At 71.4% G+C, this 21,545-nt stretch carries 17 protein-coding genes; 14 read left to right on the top strand and 3 right to left on the bottom strand.

The genetic code is table 11. The annotated features are described in order from the left end of the window. Positions 1-17: 17 nt before the first annotated feature. The 3 genes from AC067Z_RS21405 to AC067Z_RS21415 form a co-directional block, all read right to left on the bottom strand. Complete coding sequence (locus AC067Z_RS21405) at positions 18-812, bottom strand: SDR family NAD(P)-dependent oxidoreductase (protein ID WP_478791144.1); 795 nt, start codon at positions 810-812, stop codon at positions 18-20. Next, entirely contained in the window at positions 809-1,831 is a 1,023-nt protein-coding gene (locus AC067Z_RS21410; protein WP_478791145.1) for an NADP-dependent oxidoreductase, read from the bottom strand. The genes AC067Z_RS21405 and AC067Z_RS21410 overlap by 4 nt, the downstream gene beginning before the upstream one ends. Positions 1,832-1,995: 164 nt before the next feature. Continuing rightward, positions 1,996-4,536: a polysaccharide lyase family 8 super-sandwich domain-containing protein gene (locus AC067Z_RS21415; RefSeq protein WP_478791146.1), complete on the bottom strand. Its 2,541-nt coding sequence runs from the start codon at positions 4,534-4,536 to the stop codon at positions 1,996-1,998. A gap of 213 nt (positions 4,537-4,749) precedes the next feature. Between AC067Z_RS21415 and AC067Z_RS21420 the strand changes: the two genes are divergently transcribed. The 14 genes from AC067Z_RS21420 (at position 4,750) to AC067Z_RS21485 (ending at position 21,342) form a co-directional block, all read left to right on the top strand. After that, positions 4,750-4,974 (top strand): hypothetical protein, encoded by a 225-nt coding sequence (locus tag AC067Z_RS21420; protein ID WP_478791147.1) that lies wholly within the window; start codon positions 4,750-4,752, stop codon positions 4,972-4,974. Between the two features lie 26 nt (positions 4,975-5,000). Beyond that, positions 5,001-5,642, top strand: a complete 642-nt coding sequence (locus tag AC067Z_RS21425) for a hypothetical protein (protein WP_478791148.1) — start codon at positions 5,001-5,003, stop codon at positions 5,640-5,642. Beyond that, the gene (locus AC067Z_RS21430) at positions 5,639-7,900 is read left to right on the top strand and encodes an ATP-binding cassette domain-containing protein (RefSeq protein ID WP_478791149.1); all 2,262 of its coding nucleotides are present in this window, start codon (positions 5,639-5,641) and stop codon (positions 7,898-7,900) included. Before AC067Z_RS21425 ends, AC067Z_RS21430 begins: the two co-directional genes overlap by 4 nt. A gap of 256 nt (positions 7,901-8,156) precedes the next feature. Further along, positions 8,157-11,165, top strand: a complete 3,009-nt coding sequence (locus tag AC067Z_RS21435; RefSeq protein ID WP_478791150.1) for an AfsR/SARP family transcriptional regulator — start codon at positions 8,157-8,159, stop codon at positions 11,163-11,165. A gap of 67 nt (positions 11,166-11,232) precedes the next feature. Beyond that, positions 11,233-11,742 (top strand): SigE family RNA polymerase sigma factor, encoded by a 510-nt coding sequence (locus AC067Z_RS21440; RefSeq protein WP_478791151.1) that lies wholly within the window; start codon positions 11,233-11,235, stop codon positions 11,740-11,742. An 82-nt stretch (positions 11,743-11,824) separates the two neighbouring features. After that, a complete protein-coding gene (locus AC067Z_RS21445; RefSeq protein ID WP_478791152.1) occupies positions 11,825-13,075 on the top strand; it encodes a hypothetical protein in 1,251 nt (416 codons plus the stop codon). 326 nt (positions 13,076-13,401) lie between these two features. Then, a complete protein-coding gene (locus AC067Z_RS21450) occupies positions 13,402-13,944 on the top strand; it encodes a hypothetical protein (protein WP_478791153.1) in 543 nt (180 codons plus the stop codon). Positions 13,945-14,335: 391 nt separating this feature from the next. Further along, positions 14,336-15,496 (top strand): 3-deoxy-7-phosphoheptulonate synthase, encoded by a 1,161-nt coding sequence (locus AC067Z_RS21455; protein ID WP_478791154.1) that lies wholly within the window; start codon positions 14,336-14,338, stop codon positions 15,494-15,496. 226 nt (positions 15,497-15,722) lie between these two features. Next, positions 15,723-16,508 (top strand): 2,3-dihydro-2,3-dihydroxybenzoate dehydrogenase, encoded by a 786-nt coding sequence (locus AC067Z_RS21460; RefSeq protein WP_478791155.1) that lies wholly within the window; start codon positions 15,723-15,725, stop codon positions 16,506-16,508. Between the two features lie 36 nt (positions 16,509-16,544). Then, positions 16,545-17,204, top strand: coding sequence for an isochorismatase family protein (locus AC067Z_RS21465; RefSeq protein ID WP_478791156.1), 660 nt, complete (start codon positions 16,545-16,547; stop codon positions 17,202-17,204). Then, entirely contained in the window at positions 17,201-19,129 is a 1,929-nt protein-coding gene (locus tag AC067Z_RS21470) for an anthranilate synthase family protein (RefSeq protein WP_478791157.1), read from the top strand. Before AC067Z_RS21465 ends, AC067Z_RS21470 begins: the two co-directional genes overlap by 4 nt. 221 nt (positions 19,130-19,350) lie before the next feature. Further along, a complete protein-coding gene (locus AC067Z_RS21475) occupies positions 19,351-19,683 on the top strand; it encodes a hypothetical protein (RefSeq protein WP_478791158.1) in 333 nt (110 codons plus the stop codon). Then, a complete protein-coding gene (locus AC067Z_RS21480) occupies positions 19,667-20,221 on the top strand; it encodes a shikimate kinase (protein WP_478791159.1) in 555 nt (184 codons plus the stop codon). Before AC067Z_RS21475 ends, AC067Z_RS21480 begins: the two co-directional genes overlap by 17 nt. Next, entirely contained in the window at positions 20,218-21,342 is a 1,125-nt protein-coding gene (locus AC067Z_RS21485; protein WP_478791160.1) for a 3-dehydroquinate synthase family protein, read from the top strand. The genes AC067Z_RS21480 and AC067Z_RS21485 overlap by 4 nt, the downstream gene beginning before the upstream one ends. Positions 21,343-21,545: the final 203 nt, after the last annotated feature.

A 21,545-nucleotide genomic window follows, 5' to 3' on the forward strand; every position in this document is an offset into this window, starting at 1 on the left:
CGTCGTCTTCCGGCGGATCAGGTCCGGCCGTGCGCCGCCTCGTCGATGCGGCGGCGCAGGTGGCGCATCCCGCGGAGCCAGCGGTCGGTGTCCGTCGCGCGGAACGCGTAGTGCTCGCGTACTTCCGGGTGGGGGAGGATCAGGAACCGCCCGTCCGCGAGTCCCGCCATGACCTCGTCGGCGACCTGCTCGGGTTCGAGAACGGCGCCCGCGAGGACCTCCTTGGCGGCTGCGCCCGTCTTCTCGTACATCTGCGTGCGCACGCCCATCGGGCACACGACCTGCACGGTGATGCCCTTGTCGCCGTGGGTGGCCGAGAGCCACTCCGCGAAGGCCAGGGCGCCGTGCTTGGAGACCGAGTACGAGGCGGATTCGAGGTGGGTGAGCAGTCCGGCCGCGGAGACCGTCGTCAGGAAGTGGCCGCGGCCCCGTTCCAGCCACGGTCCGATCAGGTGGCGGGCCGCCCGCACATGGCCCATGACGTTCACCTGCCAGGCGTTGTCCCACACGTCCTCCGGGGTGTGCACCCCGCCGCCGGGCTCGATGCCCGCGTTCGCGCAGAACAGGTCGATCTCGCCGAGGTGGGCGCGCGCCGCCGTCACCAGGGCGGCCACGTTCTCCTCCGCGCCGGCGTCGCCCGCCACGGCGAGTCCGTCGACTTCGGCGGCCACTCGTGCCGCCGCCGCGTCGTCCAGGTCGTTGACCACGACGCGGGCACCTGCGGCGGCGAACCGGCGGGCGAGTGCCGCGCCGATGCCGGACCCGGCACCGGTGACGACGACACCTGCGTCCTTGAGCTCCATGGCGGTCACTCGCCCTGCCCGTCCGGGATTTCGAGGACGAGCTTGCCGAGATTCTCGCCGCGGAACAGCCGCAGCAGAGTCTCGGGGAACGCCGCCACTCCGCCGGGTACCACGTCCTCGAGCGACCGCAGCTTGCCCGCGGCGAGCCACTCGGCGAGCTGCGCGACGCCCTCGGGATACCGGTCGGCGTAGTCGAAGACGACCATGCCCGTCATCGTGGCGCGGCTGACGAGCAGCGAGAGGTAGTTGCTCGGGCCCTGAACCGGCTCGGTGTTGTTGTACTGGGAGATCGCGCCGCAGATCACGATGCGTGCGCCGCGTGCCAGCCGCGTCAGCACCGCGTCCAGGATGTCGCCGCCGACGTTGTCGAAGTAGACGTCCACGCCGTCGGGGGCGTGGTGGCGAAGGGCCTTGCGCACGTCCTCCGTCCGGTAGTCGATCGCGGCGTCGAACCCGAACTCCTCCGTCACCGTCCGGCACTTGCTCTCGCCGCCGGCGATGCCGATGACCCGGCAGCCCTGGAGCTTGGCGATCTGCCCGACCACACTGCCGACCGCGCCTGCCGCTCCGGAGACCACGACCGTCTGACCCGGCTGCGGACGTCCGATGTCGAGGAGGCCGAAGTAGGCGGTCATGCCCGACATGCCGAGCGTGCCGAGGTACACGGGCAGCGGCGCCAGGGACGGGTCGACCTTGGTGACTCCGCGCCCATCCGACAGGCAGTACTCCTGGACGCCGAACGAGCCCGACACATGGTCCCCGACCGCGAAGTCGGGGTGGCGGGAGGCGATGACCCGGCCCACCGCGCCGGCGCGCATCACTTCGCCGATCTCTACCGGCCGGATGTAGGACTTGGCGGCGTTCATCCAGCCGCGCATGGCCGGGTCGATCGACAGGTAGCGGACCTGCACGAGTATCTCGCCGTCGGCCGGCTCGGCCACGGGCTCCTCGACGTGCTCCCAGTCGGTGGGCCGGGGCTGCCCCACGGGGCGTGCGGCCAGGCGCATCTGATGGTTGGTGCGGCTCATCCTCGCGGCTCCTTGGCTGTGGGTGGCGAATCCGGCGCGCGGCGCGGGCAGCCGGGAAGCACGTCGCTCCGGGGGCGGCGCGCAGCCATACCTACTGGTCGGTACGTCCTCGTGAGGCTAAGTGCTGCCGCGCCGCGAGGCAAGTGGTCCAGGTGCCGACTGCGTTATCGCAGCTGCGCTCCCAGGCTCCGTCCGTACGCCTGGTGCGTCGTGACCTCCACCCGGGTGCCGCCCGGGATCCGGCGCACACGGACGCCTTCGTCCGTCGAGACCGCGCGCAGCGGCCGGCCGTGGAGGGTGACCGAGATCGTGTCCCGCAGCATCGTGGGGTCGGACACCGCGATCGAGGTGACGTCGTCGGGGGTCCTGCGCACGATCACCGAGGCCGGGCCCTCGATCGAGAGGCGTTCGGCGTGGTGGGTGCCCGGGGTGAAGGTGTTCGCCGCGACGAGGCCGAGACGGGTGTGTTTCACGGCTTGTACGCGGGTCGTATTGGTGAGGACGGCCAGGGGGCCGTGAGCGTAGGAGCGAAGGCGGCGCGTCGTGGCGTTCGGGACCAGCGCGTAGGCCATCGAGGCCGGCGGGCGGGCCGGCGGCCGGCCGATGCAGAGAGTGAAGACCTGCTTGGTCACCGGGGTGTCCGGGTTGGACTGGCGGACGGTCCGGAGGCTGCGGGTGACCGTGGAGAGGGAGGCGGTGGGGGCGGGGCCGGCGAGGAAGAGGTAGCCGACGGCGGTGCTCCGGGCGGCGTTCGCGTAGTGCAGCCAGGACAGCGGGGCGGTGCCGGTGGCCTGCGCGGGGGTGCCGTCGCGGAGGGACCCGGTGAGGGTGACGGGGTCCGCCGGGTCCGCGATCCGGGCGTCGAGCGTCGTCGTCACCCCGCGGCCCGCGGGATCGCCGACGCCCGCCGCAAGCACCACGATCTCGTCGTCGAGCATGAACCACGACTTCGTGGCGCGGGCGCTGCGGTAGGCGACGAAGTCCTCGGGGAGGGAGCCGGACTGCTGCGCCGTGTACGGGACGTCGTCCGCCAGCACCATCGCGGCCGCGCCGTAGGCGCCGAGGCGGGCGCCGCCGGACGTGGTGTTGGTGGAACGGGGGAAGTAGACGTACGTGTTCTGGGACTCGGACGACGCGGTGAAGCCGCGCCCGGGGTTGTCGTACCAGAGCGTGCCGTAGAGCTCGGGGACCGTACGGCGGGATTCCGCGGGGGCGGTGACTCCGGCGAGGCGGTAGGGGGAGACGGCGGTGTAGTAGTCGACGCCGAAGGCCTCGGACTGGTCCTCGCCCGACAGGTAGAGACAGTGGGCGCCGTCGCCCTGGAACCAGGGCATCAGGTTCTCGCCGCTCATGTACTCGTACTTGCTGATCCGGGCGGAGCTGCGGGAGAGGGCGAAGGCGTAACCCGGGCGCCGGTGGACGGTCCTGTCCATGGCGTTGAAGGAGGCGTGGTGTGCCGCGGGCACGAGGTCCTTCGCGGAGACGGGTGAGGCGAGGATGTCCGCGTAGCGGGCGATGCTGACGGGGGAGACGAAACCCGAGGGGTTCAGGGGGGTCTTCGAGGAGTCGCGCACGTATTTCACGTAGGCGGCAAGGGCGTCGGCGTCGGGGCCGGAGGTGTGGGCGGAGAGGTCGACGACGGCCTCGACGACCGCGGACACGTCGGTGTATCCACTCGTGGTCCGGGACACCCCGCGGCCCTTGACGATCTCCATCATCCAGCCCTCGAAGACGACCGGGGCGAACCCTTCGGTCACCCAGCGGCGGACGGTGCCGACGAGGTCGCCGCCGGGGGCGTAGCCGGTGCCGTCGAGGATCTTGACGGTCTGGACCACGCGGGTCAGCAGGCCCTTGCCGTAGGAGCCGGTGTAGGCGACGGAGGCGTGCTGGATGAAGGAACCGTCCGCGTAGAAGCCGTCGGTGACGCCGTGCCGGAGGTCGTACGGGTCGATCGTCGCGAAGACGGTGAGCTGGTCCGCGACCGCCTTGCGGATGCGGGCGTCGTCGCCGAGGGCGGCGCCCTGGAGGATCCGGTTCGTCGTGATGTCGGCGAGGTTGGCGCCCGTGTGGAAGCGGGAGTCGAGATCGACGTCGCCGTCCTTGCCGTTGCGGAGGTAGGCGTCCATCGAGGCGGTGTACGTGGCGGCGAGGTCCGGGCGGTGCGCGGCGAGTTCGTCGCCGAGGAGGACGAGGATCCTGCTGACATGGGAGGAGATGCCGATCTCCCAGGTGAACCAGTTGCCGTAGTAGCCCTTCGACTGGTCGCCGTAATACGTGTCGTGGAGTTGGGCCAGGGCGTCGATGACGCGGCGCTGGACCGCCCGGTTGCCGCGGAGGTCGGACGGGGCGGGACCGGGGGTGCGGGTGGCGAGGGCGATCTCGTACAGGTACTGGAAGGTCCTGTTGAGGTTGGGATCGCTGCTGCCGAGGGGGACGTCCGCGAAGAGTTCGCCCTGTCCGGCGCTGTCCATCGCCGCCAGCCGGGAGCGGGCGGTGGACTCGATGGAGGCCAGTTTGGACCGGACCTCCGGCCGTGCGTTGGACGCGTCGGTCCCGGCGAAAAGCGCGACGGTGTTGCGGAGCAGCACCTCGGGATCGGCGGCGGACGGGCCAGGTGGTGGTGCGGCCTGCGCCGACGGTGCCGCGAGCGGCAGCACGGTCGCCGCGGGGAGCAGGGCCAGCAGGGTGCGACGCGAGAGATGCACCTGACGCTCCAAGGTCGACCGACGGCTGGAAAGCGCTTTCCGCACATCAAAGCAACGGGGATCAGGTGTGTCAACGGTACGCGGAGGCCGGTCCGGCCCGGCCCGGGACAACGGGCTCCTGCCGACCGCCGCCCCCGCGGAGGCACCGGGATCGCTCCATGGGCTGTGGGAAACGGCTTGGCATGGGCGCGGCATGCGCTGCACGCTGGAGGTATGGCCGGGAACCCGCCGATCGTCGTCCACCGGATCTCGCCCTCGGGCGGCCGGCGCGTCACCGTGCGCGGAAGGATCATGGGCCTCGCCCACTCGGACCGCGAGGTCCTGGAGCTGGTGCGCCGCGCGGGGGAGGCGGGGGACGTGGTGCTGGAGGACCCGACGTGGGTGGAGTGGTCGGGCGGCAGGCCGCACCAGTACGAGCCGCTGGAACTGCTGCCCTGAGCCGCTGCTGGGGAGGAGGGGGCCGGGTGGGATTCAACAACTTCGCGCGCAAGGTGCGTGACACCTCGCTGCCGTACGGGCACCGGTACGTGTCCCTGCGCTCGTGCGTGCAGCTGTACCGGCCGATCGGCTTCCAGGCGACTGTCGGCTGTCTGGAGGCGAAGGCCGGGCCGTTCCGCAAGAAAGAGGCGGCGCTGCTGCGTGCCCTGGAGGTCATCGAGGCCAGTCGGGCGCTGTGGCAGGCGGACGTGCGGGCCTACGGGACGGCACGGGCGCACGCCAAGCGGCAGGGCATGCGGACGCCGCGGCCCGGGGATCCGAATCCGCAGGGTCCCGCGTACTGGTACGGCGCCCGGCGGGAGGCCGCGCTGCCCGCCCTGGCGTACTGGCGGCGCAAGCTCTCGATGGGGACTGGGCGGCCGACGTGGAGGCAGCCGTCATGGACCGGCTGGCCGCGACCTGTATCGGGGCCGGAGGCGGGCGGGGGCGAGGAACTCGCCTCGTGCGTCGAAAGGTTGGAACTGCGCATGCGGCCGCCCGCGTGGCAGGACGACGGGGCCAGGTACTTCCGCTCGCGGGACCTGCTGTTCGTCGCGCACCTGGTGAGGGCGGCAGCGTCGCATCGAGCGCCCGGCTGTCAGTGGGATTGGTTACCGTCGGGCCCATGACGACGCCGGCCGACAGCCATCATGTGATCCAAGTGCGCGGTGCGCGCGAGAACAACCTGGACGACGTTTCGCTCGACATCCCCAAGCGGCGGCTCACCGTCTTCACCGGTGTGTCCGGCTCGGGGAAGTCCTCTCTCGTCTTCGGGACGATCGCCGCCGAGTCCCAGCGGCTGATCAACGAAACGTACACCGCCTTCATCCAGTCGTTCATGCCGAGCCTCGGCCGGCCCGACGTCGACGCCCTGCACAATCTGAGCGCAGCGATCGTGGTCGACCAGGAGCGGATGGGCGCCAACTCCCGTTCCACCGTGGGTACCGCCACCGATGCGTACACGATGCTGCGCATCGTCTTCTCGCGGCTCGGCGTCCCGCACGTCGGCACGTCCGGCGCCTTCAGTTTCAACCTGCCCGAGGGCATGTGCCCGCGCTGCGAGGGCGTCGGCCAGCTCTCGGACATCGACATCGACCAGCTGGTGGACCGGGACAAATCGCTGAACGAGGGCGCGATAACCGTGCCCAACTTCGCCGTGGACTCCTGGTACTGGCAGATCATGGCCAACTCCGGCTTCTACGATCCCGACAAGAAGCTCAGGGACTTCACCGAGCAGGAGTGGGCGGACTTCCTCCACAAGCCCCAGGTCAAGGTGAAGGTGGGCAGCAACAACTTCACCTACGAGGGCCTGGTCCTGAAGGTCCAGCGGACCATGCTGACCAAGGACAGGGACGCGATGCAGTCCCATATCCGGGCCTTCGTCGACCGCGCCGTCGTCTTCGGCGAGTGCCCCGAGTGCGAAGGGACGCGGCTGACGGCCGCCGCCCTGTCCTCGAGGATCGACGGGGTGAACATCGCCGAGTGTTCGGCGATGCAGATCAGCGACCTCGCCGAGTTCGTGCGGCGGATCGGCGATCCGGGCGTCGCGCCGCTGCTGGCCGGTCTGCGTGATCTGCTGGACTCGCTCGTCGAGATCGGTCTCGGTTATCTGAGCCTGGACCGCCCGGCCGGCACGCTGTCCGGGGGTGAGGCGCAGCGCGTGAAGATGGTGCGGCATCTCGGCTCCAGCCTGACCGATGTCACCTATGTCTTCGACGAGCCGACCATCGGGCTGCATCCGCACGACATCCAGCGGATGAACGACCTGCTGCTGCGGTTGCGCGACAAGGGCAACACCGTGCTCGTCGTGGAGCACAAGCCCGAGGTGATCGCGATCGCCGACCATGTCGTCGACCTCGGCCCCGGCGCGGGCACCGACGGCGGACGGATCTGCTTCAGCGGCGACCTGCCGGGGCTGCGGGCCTCGGGGACGCTGACCGGCCGGCATCTGGGGCACCGGGCGCGACTGCGCGACACGGTGCGCGAGCCGCGCGGACAGCTCTCCATCAAGGGCGCGGATCGGCACAATCTGCGGGATGTGAGCGTCGACATCCCGCTCGGGGTGCTGACCGTCGTCACAGGTGTCGCCGGTTCCGGCAAGAGTTCGCTGATCCACGGCAGCCTGCCCGGCCGCGACGGTGTCGTGGTCGCCGACCAGTCGCCGATCCGCGGCTCGCGGCGGTCCAACCCGGCGACGTACACGGGCCTGCTGAGCCCGATCCGCACCGCCTTCGCCAAGGAGAACGGCGTCAAGGCGGCGCTGTTCAGCGCCAATTCGGAGGGCGCCTGCCCGAAGTGCAACGGGCTCGGCCTCGTCTACACCGACCTCGCGATGATGGCGGGGGTGGCTTCCGTGTGCGAGGAGTGCGAGGGCAAGCGGTTCACGCCCGAGGTGCTGGGATACACGCTGCGCGGCAAGAACATCAGCGACGTGCTGGGCATGTCGGTGGCGGAGGCGTACGACTTCTTCACCACCGGTCAGTCGCGGACCATCCTCGGCCGGCTGCGCGACGTGGGCCTCGGCTATCTGCGTCTCGGCCAGCCGCTGAACACCCTGTCCGGCGGCGAGCGGCAGCGGATCAAGCTGGCGATCCACATGGCGGAGAAGGCGGCGACCTATGTGCTGGACGAGCCGACCACCGGACTGCACCTGGCGGATGTGGACCAGCTGCTCGGGCTGCTCGACCGGCTCGTCGACGCGGGCAACACCGTGATCGTCATCGAGCACCACCAGGCGGTGATGGCCCACGCCGACTGGCTGATCGACCTCGGTCCGGGCGCCGGTCACGACGGCGGCCAGGTCGTCTTCACAGGCTCCCCGGCGGAACTGGTCGCGAAGGGGGACACGCTGACCGCGCGGCATCTGCGGGAGTACGTGGGCGGCTGAGCACGGCGGCTCCGGACGGACGGACGGCCGCGCACGGCACCGGTCCGGAGCCGAGGAGAAGCGAACGGACGAGAGCCCCGGCACCCGAGGGACCGGGGCTCTCTCTGTCCGCGAATCCGGCCGCGGCGGCGACACTCCCCCGAGTGTGGCTTCCCCACGCCGAGCACCAGCGGGCCGGATCCGATGACCTCATCCAAACAGCCGCCTCCAACAGATCGCTAACATGAGGCCGAAGCTCACGCAGGGGAGGCACAGGATGCGGTTCGGCCTCCTCGGTGCGCCCACCGTCCACGACGCCGCGGGAGAGGCGCACCACCTGGGCAGCGCCAAGCTCCGGGCGCTGCTGGCCACGCTGTTGCTGCGGCCGAACAAGGTCGTCCCCGTCGACGAGCTGAAGGCCGCACTGTGGGGTGACGAGCCGCCCGCCTCCGCACACGCCTCGCTGCACAATCACGTGACACGGCTGCGCCGCATCCTCGCCGAGGAGGGGCGCCTGCGAGCGGTGGCGCCCGGGTACGTGCTGCGGGTGGCGCCCGGCGAGCTGGACGCCGATGTGTTCGACGAAGGTGTCCGCACGGCCCGTGCCGCGTACGGCCGGGGCGACTGGCACGCGGTCGTGGCCGCCGCGCAGGAGGCGCTGGTGCTGTGGCGCGGCAGCCCGCTGGCCGGGGTGTACGGCCACGACGAGGCCGAGCCGGCGCTCGTCCGGCGCTTGCGGGAGTCACGGCTGCTGCTCCTGGAGTGGCGTTACGACGCCGAGCTCGGGCTGGGGCGGCATGACGGTCTGGCGCCGGAACTGGCGGCGCTGGTGGCGGAGTTCCCGCTGCGCGAGGCGTTCCACCGGCAGCTCATGCTGGTGCTGCACCGTACGGGGCGGCAGGCGGAGGCACTCGACGTGTTCCGCTCGCTGCGCCGCACCCTGGTGGAGGAGCTGGGGGTCGACCCGGGCCCGTCCGTCCGTGAGGCGCACGAGGAGGTGCTGCGCGGGCCGGTGACGGAGGCCGCGGCAGCCCGGCCCGTCCGGGGTGGTCAGGCCGGGGGTACCGGCGTGTCCGCGTCCCGGGAGCCGCTCCCCGCCCAACTTCCGCCCGCACCGGTGCACTTCACGGGCCGCGACGACACGGTCCTCGGTCTGTGCGGGGCGTTGATCAAGACGGAAGGCGGCGCGATGGCCGTCGTCTCCGGGATGGCGGGGGTCGGCAAGTCCGCGCTCGCCGCCCATGTCGCGCATGCGCTGCGTGACGACTTCCCCGACGGGCAGCTCTACCTCAATCTGCACGGGGCGACGCCCGGCATGACCCCCCTGGACGCGCCCCAGGCGCTCGCCGCCCTGCTGAGGGACCTCGGCGTCGATCCGCGGCAGGTGCCGCAGGCGCCGGATGCCGCGACCACGCTGCTGCGTTCCGTCCTGGCCCCGACACGGACACTGTTGGTCCTCGACGACGCCGCCTCCGCGGCCCAGGTGCGCCCGCTGCTGCCGGCGGGCAGCGGCTGTGCGGTGATCGTCACGAGCCGTTCCCCGCTGACCGCACTGGACGGGGCCGCGCGTTTCCCGCTCGAGCCGCTGAGTGCGGGGGCCAGCGAGCAGCTCGTGCGCGCCGTGTCGGGCCGGGGGCCGGACGAACCGCTGGACCGGCTCGTCGAGTTGTGCGGACGGCTGCCGCTCGCCCTGCGCGTCGTCGGTGCTCGTCTTGCCGCACGCAGGGCGCTGACGCCGGAGGTGCTCGCCGGGCTGCTGGACGCCGAGGCCGGCCGGCTCGACCATCTCGACTACGACGATCTGAGCGTGCGTGGTTCGCTCGCCGTCGCCCACGACGGGCTGGACCCGGACGCGGCGCTCGCGCTGCGCCGTCTCGGCGCGGTGGATCTGCCCGAGTACGGTGCTCCGGCCGTGGCCCGCATGATGGACGCCGACGAGGGCAGGGCGGCGGACGCCCTGGACCGGCTGGCCGATGTGGCGCTGCTCCAGGAGGTGTCGTACGGCCGCTTCGTGCCGCACGACCTCGTACGGGACTTCGCGCGCGAACTGGCGGACCGGGAGGGTAATACGGACAGGGCCGTGGAGCGCGTACTGAGCTGGTACGGCGAGCGGGCGCGGCAGGCGGCGCTGGCGCTGTCCCCGATCGGCTCGGACACGGAGCTGCGGCTGCCGGAGCCCATCGGCAAGGCGGAACCTTTCTCCAGTGGGGACGAGGCCCTCGCCTGGAGCGATCTGGAAGTGGCGAACGTCGTCGCGCTGACCGAGCGCTACGCGTCCCACTTCCGGACCGTCCCGTTGCTCGTCCGCGCCTGGTCCACCGTGCTGCGCCACCGGGGCAGGCTCCAGGAGCTCTCCGTCGTCAGCAAGCTGGCGCTGGAGGCCGCCCGTGCCCACGCCGACGCCGAGTCCGAGGCGAACGCACTGGGCGATCTGGCGGGCCTGCACTTCCTCAGCGGCCGACCCGAACAGGCCCTGCCGTTCAACGAGGAGGCCCTCAGGGCCTGGCGCGCGCTCGGACAGGACCGCCGCGTGCAGCGCAGCCTCGGCAATCAGGGCCTGCTCCTGGAGGCGATGGGCCGCTACGAGGAGGCGGCACAGGTGCTGGAGGAGAGTCTGGCGCTCGTCCACCGTTTCGACGACGCCTACTCCGAGGGCGTCATCCTCATCGCGCTGGGCAATCTCTACGAGCACACGGACGCCCGGGCCGCCATCGGCTGTCACGAACGGGCGCTGGAGATCGGTGGCCGGCTCGGCGCCGAGGTGCTCGTACAGACCTCGCACTGCAACATCGGCTACGCCCATCTCACCCTCGGCGAACCGGCCGCCGCCATGAACCACTTCGAGCAGTGCCTGCGCATCCTGGGCGACGACGGCCCCTGGCACGGCGAGTCCCAGGGACGCGTTGGCCTCGTCAGGGCTCTGCGCAGCCTGGGGCGCAACCAGGAGGCGGAGGCGGAGTGCGCCCGGTTGCTGGAGCGGGCGGAGGCGCGCGCCGACGGGCAGATGGTGGGACTGGCCAGGCACCAGCGGGGGCTGCTGCTGCACGCCGCGGGCTGCCCGGAAGGGGCGCGGGAGGAGTGGCGGGCGGCGGTGGCGACCCTCGAGGCGTTCGGCGGAGCCCATGAGAAGACGCTCGCCGAACTGCGCGAACTGCTGAGCGCCACGCAGCAGCCGTCCGCGGACGACCCGCCCGCGGCCTGTTCCTCGCCGGCCGCGTCGCCGGTCGGCGCAATGCCCCGGCAACGGCAGCCGCAGGACGACCACCGGTTCGCGGACGGCATCTGAAACATTTCCCCCGTGCCGCCGCGTCAATGAGGTGAAGGGCAAGGCGACGAGGGGGAGTGGGAACGGAATGAAGGCCTCCAGAGCGGAGGAGTACAGAGAGTTCGCGGCCGTCCGGGCCGCGCATCTCTACCGCTCCGCATGCCTGCTCACCAGTGGCGACACCCATCTCGCCGAGGATCTGGTGCAGGAGACGCTCGGCCGGATGTATGTGCTGTGGGGGCGCGTCTCCCGCATCGACAACCCGGCGGGCTACGCCCACACCGTGCTCGTCCGCTCCTTCCTCACCCACAGGCGCCGGCGGTCCGCCACCGAGCGTCCCATCGGTGAACTGCCCGACTCCGCACTGCTCTCCGGCGACGACCCCGAGCTGCGCATCGCCCTGCTCGGCGCGCTCGGACGGCTCTCGCCGAAGGACCGTGCGGTGGTGGTGCTGCGGTACTGGGAGGACCGCAGCATCGAGGAGACGGCGGACGTGATGAACGTGAGCTCGGCAGCCGTACGCACCAGAGCGGTGCGGGCGCTCGCCAGGCTCCGTGAGCAACTGGGCGGCAGCCTGGTGGAGTTCGCTGCCCGCTGAGCGCACGGGGGCACGCCGGGCACCGGCGCGCGCCCGCCCCGAGGACTATTTCGTACCAGTCGATCAGAGAGTGTGGTTCCCCATGCCTTTCGAGGACGAGCTCGGCGATGCGCTGCATCGCACCGGCGACACCATCCGCCCGGCGGACCGCCCCGCGCTGGTCGAGGGCGGCCTGACCCGTGGCCGCCGCACGGTGGCCCGGCGCCGGGCCACCGTGGCCGGAAGCGTGCTGGCCCTGGCGGCGGTGGGCCTTGCCGGCACGTTCGCGACCGATGTGTTCCGTTCCGGCGACGACGGCGGGAAGGGATCCGTGGCCTCCGTGGACGAGCCCGCCGATCGAGGCCTCGAGATGACCGACGGCGCGGTCACCGCGGAGCGGATGATCAGCACGCTCAAGGCGCTGCTGCCCGCCGGTGACGTCGTCAAGGAGGGCGGCCGCGGCAGCACCAAGGACGGCAAGGGGTCGATGCCGTACGCCTCCGTCGTCCTCGACGACGGGAAGGGCGCGGCGCAGATCTCGCTCAGCCTGAACAGGGTCGAACCGGAGGGGGAGGGCGGGAACGGGTTCGTCACCTGCCCGTCGAAGGCCCTTGTCGACCACGACTCCTGCAAGGCCGAGACGCTCGCCGACGGCTCGCGGTACATGCTGCTGCAGGGCTTCGTGTACGACAGGGACAAGGGGGCGAAGCAGTGGCGGGCCGGCCTGGTCACGCCCGACGGCGTTCTCGTCGACGCGAGCGAGTACAACGCCCCTGCGGAGAAGGACGCCGCGACCACCCGTCCGGAGCCGCCGCTGTCGGCGGACCGCATGAAGTCCCTTGTCACGGACGCCTCGTGGCGGCCGCTCATGGCGGAGTTCCGTGCGGAGGCAGGCGATGCGCCGCCGGCGCAGCCGCAGCCCGGTTCGCCGTCCGGGGACGTCGTGGCCCGGACCCTGGCGGAGTTGCTGCCCGAGGCTCTGCGGGTGAGCGAGAAGGGCGGCGAGGGGGAGTACGGCTTCGTCGTCGCCGACGACGGCAAGGGCCGCAGCTTCGTCCAGATCAATGTGCAGCAGGACATGGGCAAGGACATGGCCTCGTACTTCAACGGCGCCACGACCCTGCCCGACGGTACGAAGGTCATGGAGCAGCAGGAGGCCGACCCCGACCAGAAGGGCGGTGCGGGAGCCGTCGGCTGGACCGTCGACACGCTGCGGCCCGACGGTCTCCGTGTGGTGGTCACCGCGTTCAACGCGCCCGGACAGGGGCAGGACGCAAGCCGCCCGCTGCCCCCGCTGACGATGCGGCAGATCAAGGAGATCGCGCTCGACGAGAAGTGGCGCGCCCTGGGGTGACCCGGCGCACGGACGGGGGCGTCCGGCTGATCAGGCCGCACGCCCCCGGGGCAAATGACAAGGTCGGCCGGCGGCCGTTGCCGGACCCCGTCGGCGTCGTCAGAGTCGGTGCGCATGGAGTACCGCCGATTCCCTGGGCGGGCCGCCCGGGGCGGGTCCGATGTGTCCGAGCAGCCGGGCCGCCCTTGCGCATACGCTTTTGTCCACCATGAGTTGAGAACTCGTCACCGATTGTGGTCTCGGGGTCCGGCCGCCCGCCCGGGTGGCCGGGCTCCGGTGCGTCCGGCGGCCGCCGGACGCCCACGGGGAAGAAGAGCATGATGCGGATGGAAGAGAACACGGTCCGGCTGCCGCTCAACGAGGCGGCGTGGCTCCGCGGCGTACGGACCGACCCGGTCGCCGAGGCACTGGAGTCGGCCGGCTACGACGTGAGAGTCGAAGCGCTGGACGGCGAGGTCGGCGTGGCACCCGACTGGGCGCTCGACGACGGCGAGGAAGGGCGCGAGCAGAGACTCGGGCTGCGGCTGGGCCTCGGATACCGGCTCGGCAGCACCCTGTTGTGCGCGGCGAGGATCTGGCTGCCGCAGGCGGTGTCGGTGCCGCAGAACCCCGCCCTGTGGCCGCTGCGTCGCTGGGACCAGCCGCTCCAGCTGGTCGACGATCTGCGGTGCCGGATGCCGTACGCCCAGGAGCGGGCGCGGTTCGGGATCCGTGCCGGAGACGCCGTGCCCGTGCTGGAGCTGGAGCGCACCGGAGTGACGCTCACAGGTCAGATCACCGACCAGATGCTGCTGGTGCTGCCGGCGGACCGGGTCGTCCTCGGCCAGGGCGCGCTGCGCCGACGCGGGAGCACCCTGCCGGTGGGCTGATCCCCGCGCGGGACACGAAAAATACCGCCCGTCCCTTTTCCCTCGGGAAAACGGACGGGCGGATTTTTTGTGTCCGGCCGACATGACTATATCGCGGGGATACTTTCCGGATTCAGCGCGAGGTGACATAAAAACAGCCCCACTTTGTCGCAAAAATTAGGCGGCTCCGTCACGTGACGAAGTTCAGAGGTCGGTTTTGACCCATGAAATCCCGGAGCCCAGACTCGACTTGGGGTTCGATTCCCGGAAATCCAGGACGGGATGGAACGGGAATCGATGCACCGGATCCGAAGGAACCGATGGGGAATTCTCACGATGGAGGTCCTGGGTGACGAGCCAAACAATCTCGGCGAGGCCGGCCGTATTCGGAGAAACACTTCCTGAGAATGAAATGCGACGTTGGCGGCGGCTGCCGGCCCTGCAGCAGCCCGAATGGGAGGACGCGGGTGCCGTCGCCGAATCGGTGCGCGAGCTCGCGCGGCGACCACCTCTCGTCGCCATGGAGGAGATACGCACCCTCGGCTATCTCCTGGCAGAGGTGGCCGAGGGTCTGCTCCACGTGGTCCAGGCGGGCGACTGCGCCGAGGACCCGCTCGAATGCCAGCCCGAACATGTCGTACGCAAGACCGCCCTGCTCGACGCGCTCGCCGGAGTCATGTCACTGAACTCGCTGCGGCCGGTGCTCCGGGTCGGGCGCATGGCGGGCCAGTTCGGCAAGCCGCGTTCCAGCTCCACCGAAGTCGTCGGTGGCGTCGAACTGCCCGTCTACCGAGGCCACCTGGTCAACAGCCCGGAGGCCGACCCGGAACTGCGCAGGCCCGACCCGGGCCGGCTGCTGTCCGGACATGACGCGGCGGCCACGGCGATGGACGCCCTGCGGGCTCGCTCCTTCCGCTCGCTCTCCCCGGTCGACGCACCGGTGTGGACGAGCCATGAAGCGCTGGTGCTCGATTACGAACTGCCGCAGCTGCGCCGGGACGAGGAGGGCCGCCTGGTCCTCACCTCGACCCACTGGCCCTGGATCGGCGACCGGACCAGGCAGTTGGACGGCGCCCATGTCGATCTGCTGGCCTCGGTCGCCAACCCGGTGGCCTGCAAGGTCGGTCCGACCATGGACCGCGACGGGCTGCTCGCCCTGTGCGAGCGGCTCGACCCGGACCGGACGCCCGGCCGGCTCACGCTGATCTCACGGATGGGTGCGGACCGGGTCGCGGAACGCCTGCCCGGGTTCGTCCGAGCGGTGCGGGAGGCCGGTCACCCGGCCATCTGGCTGTGCGACCCGATGCACGGCAACACCTTCGGGGCGCCCAGCGGATTCAAGACCCGGCTCGTCACCACGGTGATCCGTGAGGTCGAGGAATTCCAGAAGGCCGTCACCGAGGCCGGCGGGACACCGGGCGGGCTGCATCTGGAGACCACGCCCGACGCGGTCTCCGAATGCGTCCACGACGCCGAACTGCTGGACCGGGTCGGCGACAAGTACACGAGTCTGTGCGACCCGAGGCTCAACCCCGGGCAGGCCCTGGAAGTCGCCTCGGCCTGGCACAGCTGACCACTCGGCACCGAAGAACGGCGCGGCCGTAAGAAGCCACATCCGCATCGACGGCACAGCGCGACCCGCACAGCAAGGAAACCGCACGGCAGAAACGTCGTGCGGCGAGCACACCCGTACATCCGCAGCAGGAAATGGCGGCGGGCCACCGGGATTTCAGGACCGTAATACGGCCCTGAAATCCCGGCCGGCCCGGCCGCCGACATCCCCGAGCTTTGGGACCACGATGAATGTCGACAAGACGGAAAAGAAGGTAGCCCTCGTCACCGGTGCCGCCGGTGGCATCGGCGAAGCGGTGGTGCGCGCTCTGGCGGCCGATGGTGCCGCGGTCGCCATGGTCGACCGGAATCTGGAGCCACTGGAGGAACTGGCCAAGGAACTGCGCGCGGTGGGGCAGGTCGCCGAGGCGTACCCCGCGGATGTCACGGACAGCGCGGAGGTCGACGCCGTGGTGGACGCGGTCGAGCAGCAGCTCGGCGGCATCCAGTACCTGGTGAACGGCGCCGGCGTGCTCCGCCTCGGCAAGGCGAAGCAGCTCAGCGACCAGGACTGGGCTACGACGTTCGCGGTGAACACGAGCGGGGTCTTCTTCATGTCCCGCGCCGTGGTCAACCGCATGGTCGAGCGCGGCACCGGCTCCATCGTCACCATCGCCTCCAACGCGGCGGGCACGGCGCGCGTGGACATGTCCGCGTACTCCGCCTCGAAGGCCGCATCGACCATGTTCACCAAGGTGCTCGGCCTCGAGGTCGCGCGGTACGGGATCCGCTGCAACGTGGTGGCCCCCGGCTCCACCGACACCCCGATGCTGACGTCCCTGTGGGACGACGGCAGCTCGGCGCGCTCCTCGATCGACGGTGTGCCCGGCGCCTTCCGCGTCGGCATCCCGATGGGCCGGCTCGCGCAGCCCTCGCACATCGCCGACGCGGTCCTGTTCCTCCTGTCCGACCGCGCCGCACACATCACCATGCACGACCTCACCGTGGACGGCGGTGCGGCGCTCGGCCACTGAGCGCCCGCCGTCCAACAGCCGAGAGGAAGATCCCGGATGGCTCTGCCCACGATCAGCCCCTATCCGATGCCCGGTCAGGGGGACATGCCGGAGAACATCGCGCAGTGGACCGTGGACCCCCGTCGTGCGGTCCTGCTGATCCACGACATGCAGAAGTACTTCCTGCGGCCGTTCCCGGCCGGGGAGTCACCGGTGACCGACCTGGTCCGCAACGCGACCGCCCTGCGTGAGCGCTGCGCGGCCCTCGGCATCCCGGTGACGTACACCGCCCAGCCGGGCGGCATGACCGACGAACAGCGCGGCCTGCTCAAGGACTTCTGGGGCCCGGGCATGACGGTGGACCCCGAGCACAGGAAGGTCGTCGACGGACTCGTGCCGGCCGACGGCGACACCGTCTTCACCAAGTGGCGCTACAGCGCCTTCTTCCGCACCGAACTGCTCGACCTGCTCCGCAGCTCCGGCCGGGACCAGCTCATCGTCTGCGGTGTCTACGCGCACGTCGGCGTCCTCATGACGACCACGGACGCCTTCACCCACGACATCCAGCCGTTCCTGGTCGGGGACGCCATCGCGGACTTCTCGCACGAGTACCACCGGATGGCCCTGGAGTACGCGGCGCAGCGCTGCGCCATGACCGTGACCACCAAAACCGTGCTGGACCAGCTCGGTGATCCGGAGACCGGAGGGTCCTCATGACCGACGACGGAACCCTGGACCTGATCCTCGCCGCCGACCCGCCGCCGTTCGCGCTGCTGCACCGCCCCGAGGCGGGCGGGGCCGACCGCGTCGACGTGCTCGTCGGAGAGCTGTCGGCGCCCCGGGTGCTCGCGGACGTGCCGTCCAGCGGTGGTGCCAGGATGGCCGCCACCGGCCGGGCCGAGCACGAGGTGCTGGTGGTCGTGCCGTACCGGCAGATCGCCGAGCGCGGTTACGCGGTGGCCGACGACGACGCCCCGCTGATCACCCTGGCCGTGCGCGACCAGGCGTCGGTGCCGCTGCGGGAGGTCCTCGACCGGCTGCCGGACCGGCCGATCGAGGTGTCCGGCGGCCGGTTCGACGTGGAGGACTCCGCGTACGCGCAGACCGTGCGGGAGGTCCTCACCGAGGAGATCGGCACCGGCGAGGGCGCCAACTTCGTCATCCGCCGGTCCTTCACCGCGGACATCACCGGCTGGTCGCCGACCGCCGCCCTGACCTTCTTCCGGCGGTTGGTGGAAGGCGAACGCGGCGCGTACTGGACCTTCGTGGTGCACACCGGCGACCGTACGTTCGTGGGCGCCAGCCCCGAGCGGCACGTCAGCCTGCACGGCGGCACGGCCGTCATGAACCCGATCAGCGGGACCTACCGTTACCCGGCCACCGGGCCGACGCTGGAGGGCGTCACCGCCTTCCTCGCCGACCCCAAGGAGGCCGACGAGCTGTACATGGTGGTCGACGAAGAGCTGAAGATGATGGCCCGGATCTGCGACGGCGGCGGCCGCGTCGTGGGGCCGTACCTCAAGGAGATGGCGCGCCTCGCGCACACCGAGTATTTCATCGAGGGGCGCAGCACCCGCGACCCGCGCGAGATCCTGCGCGAGACGCTGTTCGCCCCGACGGTCACCGGCAGCCCGCTGGAGAGCGCGGCGAAGGTGATCGCCAAGTACGAACCCCAGGGCCGCGGTTACTACAGCGGGGTGCTCGCCCTCATCGGCCGGGACGCCGAGGGCGCCCCGACCCTCGACTCGGCCATCATGATCAGAACGGCGGAGATCTCGGACACCGGGCGGGTCACCATCGGCGTCGGAGCGACCCTGGTCAGGGACTCCAAGCCGGAGTCCGAGGTGGCCGAGACCCGGGCGAAGGCGGCGGGGCTGCTCGCGGCCCTCGGTGCCTCGGAGTCCGGACTCGGACGCCATCCCGACGTGCTGGCCGCGCTGGAACAGCGCAACCGCTCGATCTCGTCGTACTGGCTCGAGGAGCCGGGCGCCCGGGACCGTACGGTGTCCGCGCTCGCCGGCCGCAAGGTCCTCGTCGTGGACGCCGAGGACACCTTCACCGGAATGCTCGCGCACCAACTGAGCTCCCTGGGCATGGAGGTGACCGTCCGGCGTTTCGACCAGGAGTACACCTTCGACGGCTGCGATCTCGTCGTGCTCGGCCCCGGGCCCGGCGACCCGCGCGACACGGACCATCCCAAGATCGCCCATATGCACGGCGCGACCCGTGAACTGCTGGCCCGCGGCATCCCGTTCCTGTCGGTGTGCCTGAGCCATCAGGTGCTCAGCACGATCCTCGGCCTCGGGCTGGTCCGCAGGGACCGGCCCAACCAGGGCGTGCAGAAGAAGATCGACCTCTTCGGCAGGCCCGAACAGGTCGGTTTCTACAACACGTTCGCCGCCCGCAGCCTGACCGAGACCGTGCATCCCGAACTCGTCGGGGAGCCGGTCGAGGTGAGCCGGGACCCGGCCACCGGAGAGGTCCACGGGCTGCGCGGACCGGGCTTCCGGTCGGTGCAGTTCCACCCCGAATCCATCCTGACCGAGGACGGTGTGCGCATCCTGCGCGATCTGCTGGGGGCTCTCGTGCCGGAGAAGGTCGGACAGGTGAGCGGGCGTGCCAGCCACGCGAGCCCGGTCTGATCCGGCACAAGGGGCCCCGGCCCCGCCGACGGCCGACTGATCCCAGGGGCGGCCCGCCCCGGTCGGCCCCTGCCGGTCCGGCACATCCCCCGCCGCCGGACCGGCACAGACGGCGTGCCGCGGCGCGGTGTCCCTCCCCCTGGGACCCGCCCGCGGCCGCCGCCCGCCCACCCCACAACAGACCTGACACAGGCGGTCGTTCACCGCCGAGGAGGACAGCCATGCATGCCGTAGTCGTCTGGTGGGAGCTCGCGGGCACCGGCCGTACCATCGCCGGACTGCGCGACTTCCTCAGGGACGAGGCCGTGGACCGGTTCGCAGCCGTCCCCGGACTGGTGCTCAAGACCTGGATCTCGGACGAGGCGACCCAGCGATGGGGAGCGGTCTTCCTGTGGGAGTCCGCAGAGGCGGCGGCCCAGCCGATTCCCACCCGCGCCGCGGAGATCATCGGCGCGCCGCCCGGTCACCGTCACGCCTTCGACGTCGAGGCCACCGTCCAGGGTGTGCACACCCTGGACCAGCTCTCCGGACACGGCCGTGCCCTCGCGTCCTGACGGCCGCCCGGCCGTCGTCCTGATCGGTGCGCCCGGCGCGGGGAAGAGCACGGTGGGGCGGCTGCTCGCGGACCGGCTCGGAATCGGCTTCCGGGACACGGACGCCGACCTCGAGGCGAGTGCGGGCGCGGCGATACCCGAGATCCTGCGCCGTACGGGCGAGGCGCACTTCCGGCTGCTGGAGCGGGCTGCCGTCCACCGCGCGCTGGCACGGCACGCCGGAGTCCTCGCCCTCGGCGGCGGGTCCGTCCTCGACGCCTCCGTCCAGCAGGCGCTGCGCGCGCACACGGTCGTCCATCTCGCCGTGTCCTTGGAGCAGTTGCTGGACCGGGTCGGCGACGCGGCGACCCGGCCCCTGTTCGCCGACGACCCGCGCGGAAGGCTGGCTACCGCTCTCGTCGTGCGCACCCCGATCTACCGACGGCTCGCGCGCCACACCGTGACGGTGGCGCCCGGCGAGCGGCCCGACGAAGTCGCGGGCAGGCTCGCCGCCCTGTTGTCCGCCGGGCACCCCCTGCGAGAGAAGGAGTCCGTATGAGTGCCACATTCGAAGGTCTCGTGCCCGCCTCTCCCGAAGCGCTCGGCGGGCGCCATCCGTTGCGCGTCAGGGTGGGCGGTGAGCGGCCGTACGACGTGCTGATCGGCCAGAAGACGGTGGCGGCCGTACGCAGGCTGCTGCCGGTTTCGGCGAAGACGGTCGCCCTCGTCCACGACGAGTCCCTCAGCTGTCAGGTGCGGTCGCTGCGCGAGGCACTGGAGGCCGACGGCCGCCGGGTCGCCGTGCTGCTGATCCCCCAGGGCGAGTCGGCCAAGCAGATCGGTGTGCTGGCCGGCGTCTGGTCCCGGTTCGCCGCCGCCGGGATCAGCAGTGCCGATGCCGTGGTCGCCTTCGGCGGCGGCGCGACCCTGGACCTCGCCGGCTTCGCCGCGGCGACGTGGCGGCGCGGGGTGCCCCTGGTCCTGGTGCCGACGACGCTGCTCGGCATGGTCGACGCGGCCGTGGGCGGTGCCGCGGGGATCAACGTGCCCGAGGGCAGGGAACTCGTCGGCGTGCTCCATCCGCCGGCCGGGGTGGTCTGCGATCCGGAGCTGCTCGCGACGGTGCCCGAGGGCGGTCATCTCGGCGGGCTCGCCGAGATGATCAAGGCGGGCTTCGTCGGCGACCCGGTGATGCTCGATCTGATCGAGGTCGACCCGGCGCGTGCCGCCCGGCCCGCCGGTTGTGACGCCGCGGGCCTGATCGAGCGCGCGGTGCGGGTCAAGGCCGCCGCCCTCGCCGAGCAGGAGGACGACGACGAGGGGGCCTGGAGCCTCGGTTACGGGCACACCCTCGGCCGCGCGATCGAGCGTCTGGAGCGCTACCGCGCCCAGCCGGGGCACGCCCTCGCCGTGGGCATGGTCTTCGCCGCCGAACTGGCCCGGCTCGTCGGCCGGCTCGACGATGCGGTCGTGGACCGGCACCGCTCGCTGCTCGCGTCGGTGGGGCTGCCCGTCTCGTACCCGGGCGAGGCGTGGGGCGAGCTCCGCGCATCCCTGACGGCACACGCCGACTCCGGCGAGCCGCGGATGGTCGTCCTCGACGGGATCGGCAGCCCTGCGCTGTTGCAGGATCCCCCGGCGGACCTGCTGGACGAGGCGTTCAGCAGGATCGCGTCCTGAACGGGCGGCGGCCACCCGACCGGCGCCCGCCCGACCGGCGGCCACCCCGGCACAGCACACGCGGTACGGGATGCGACGGCGGAGGACGTCGAGGATTCGCCGACTGACAAAAAACCGACCATCTTCCTTGTTGAAGAGCCCCGAGCGTCGCCCCTCACGGGTTGACCCTCGGGGCTCTCATCTGCTCTTTCCCTCCAAGTGAT

It is taken from the genome of Streptomyces sp. NPDC043812, from assembly GCF_056436245.1.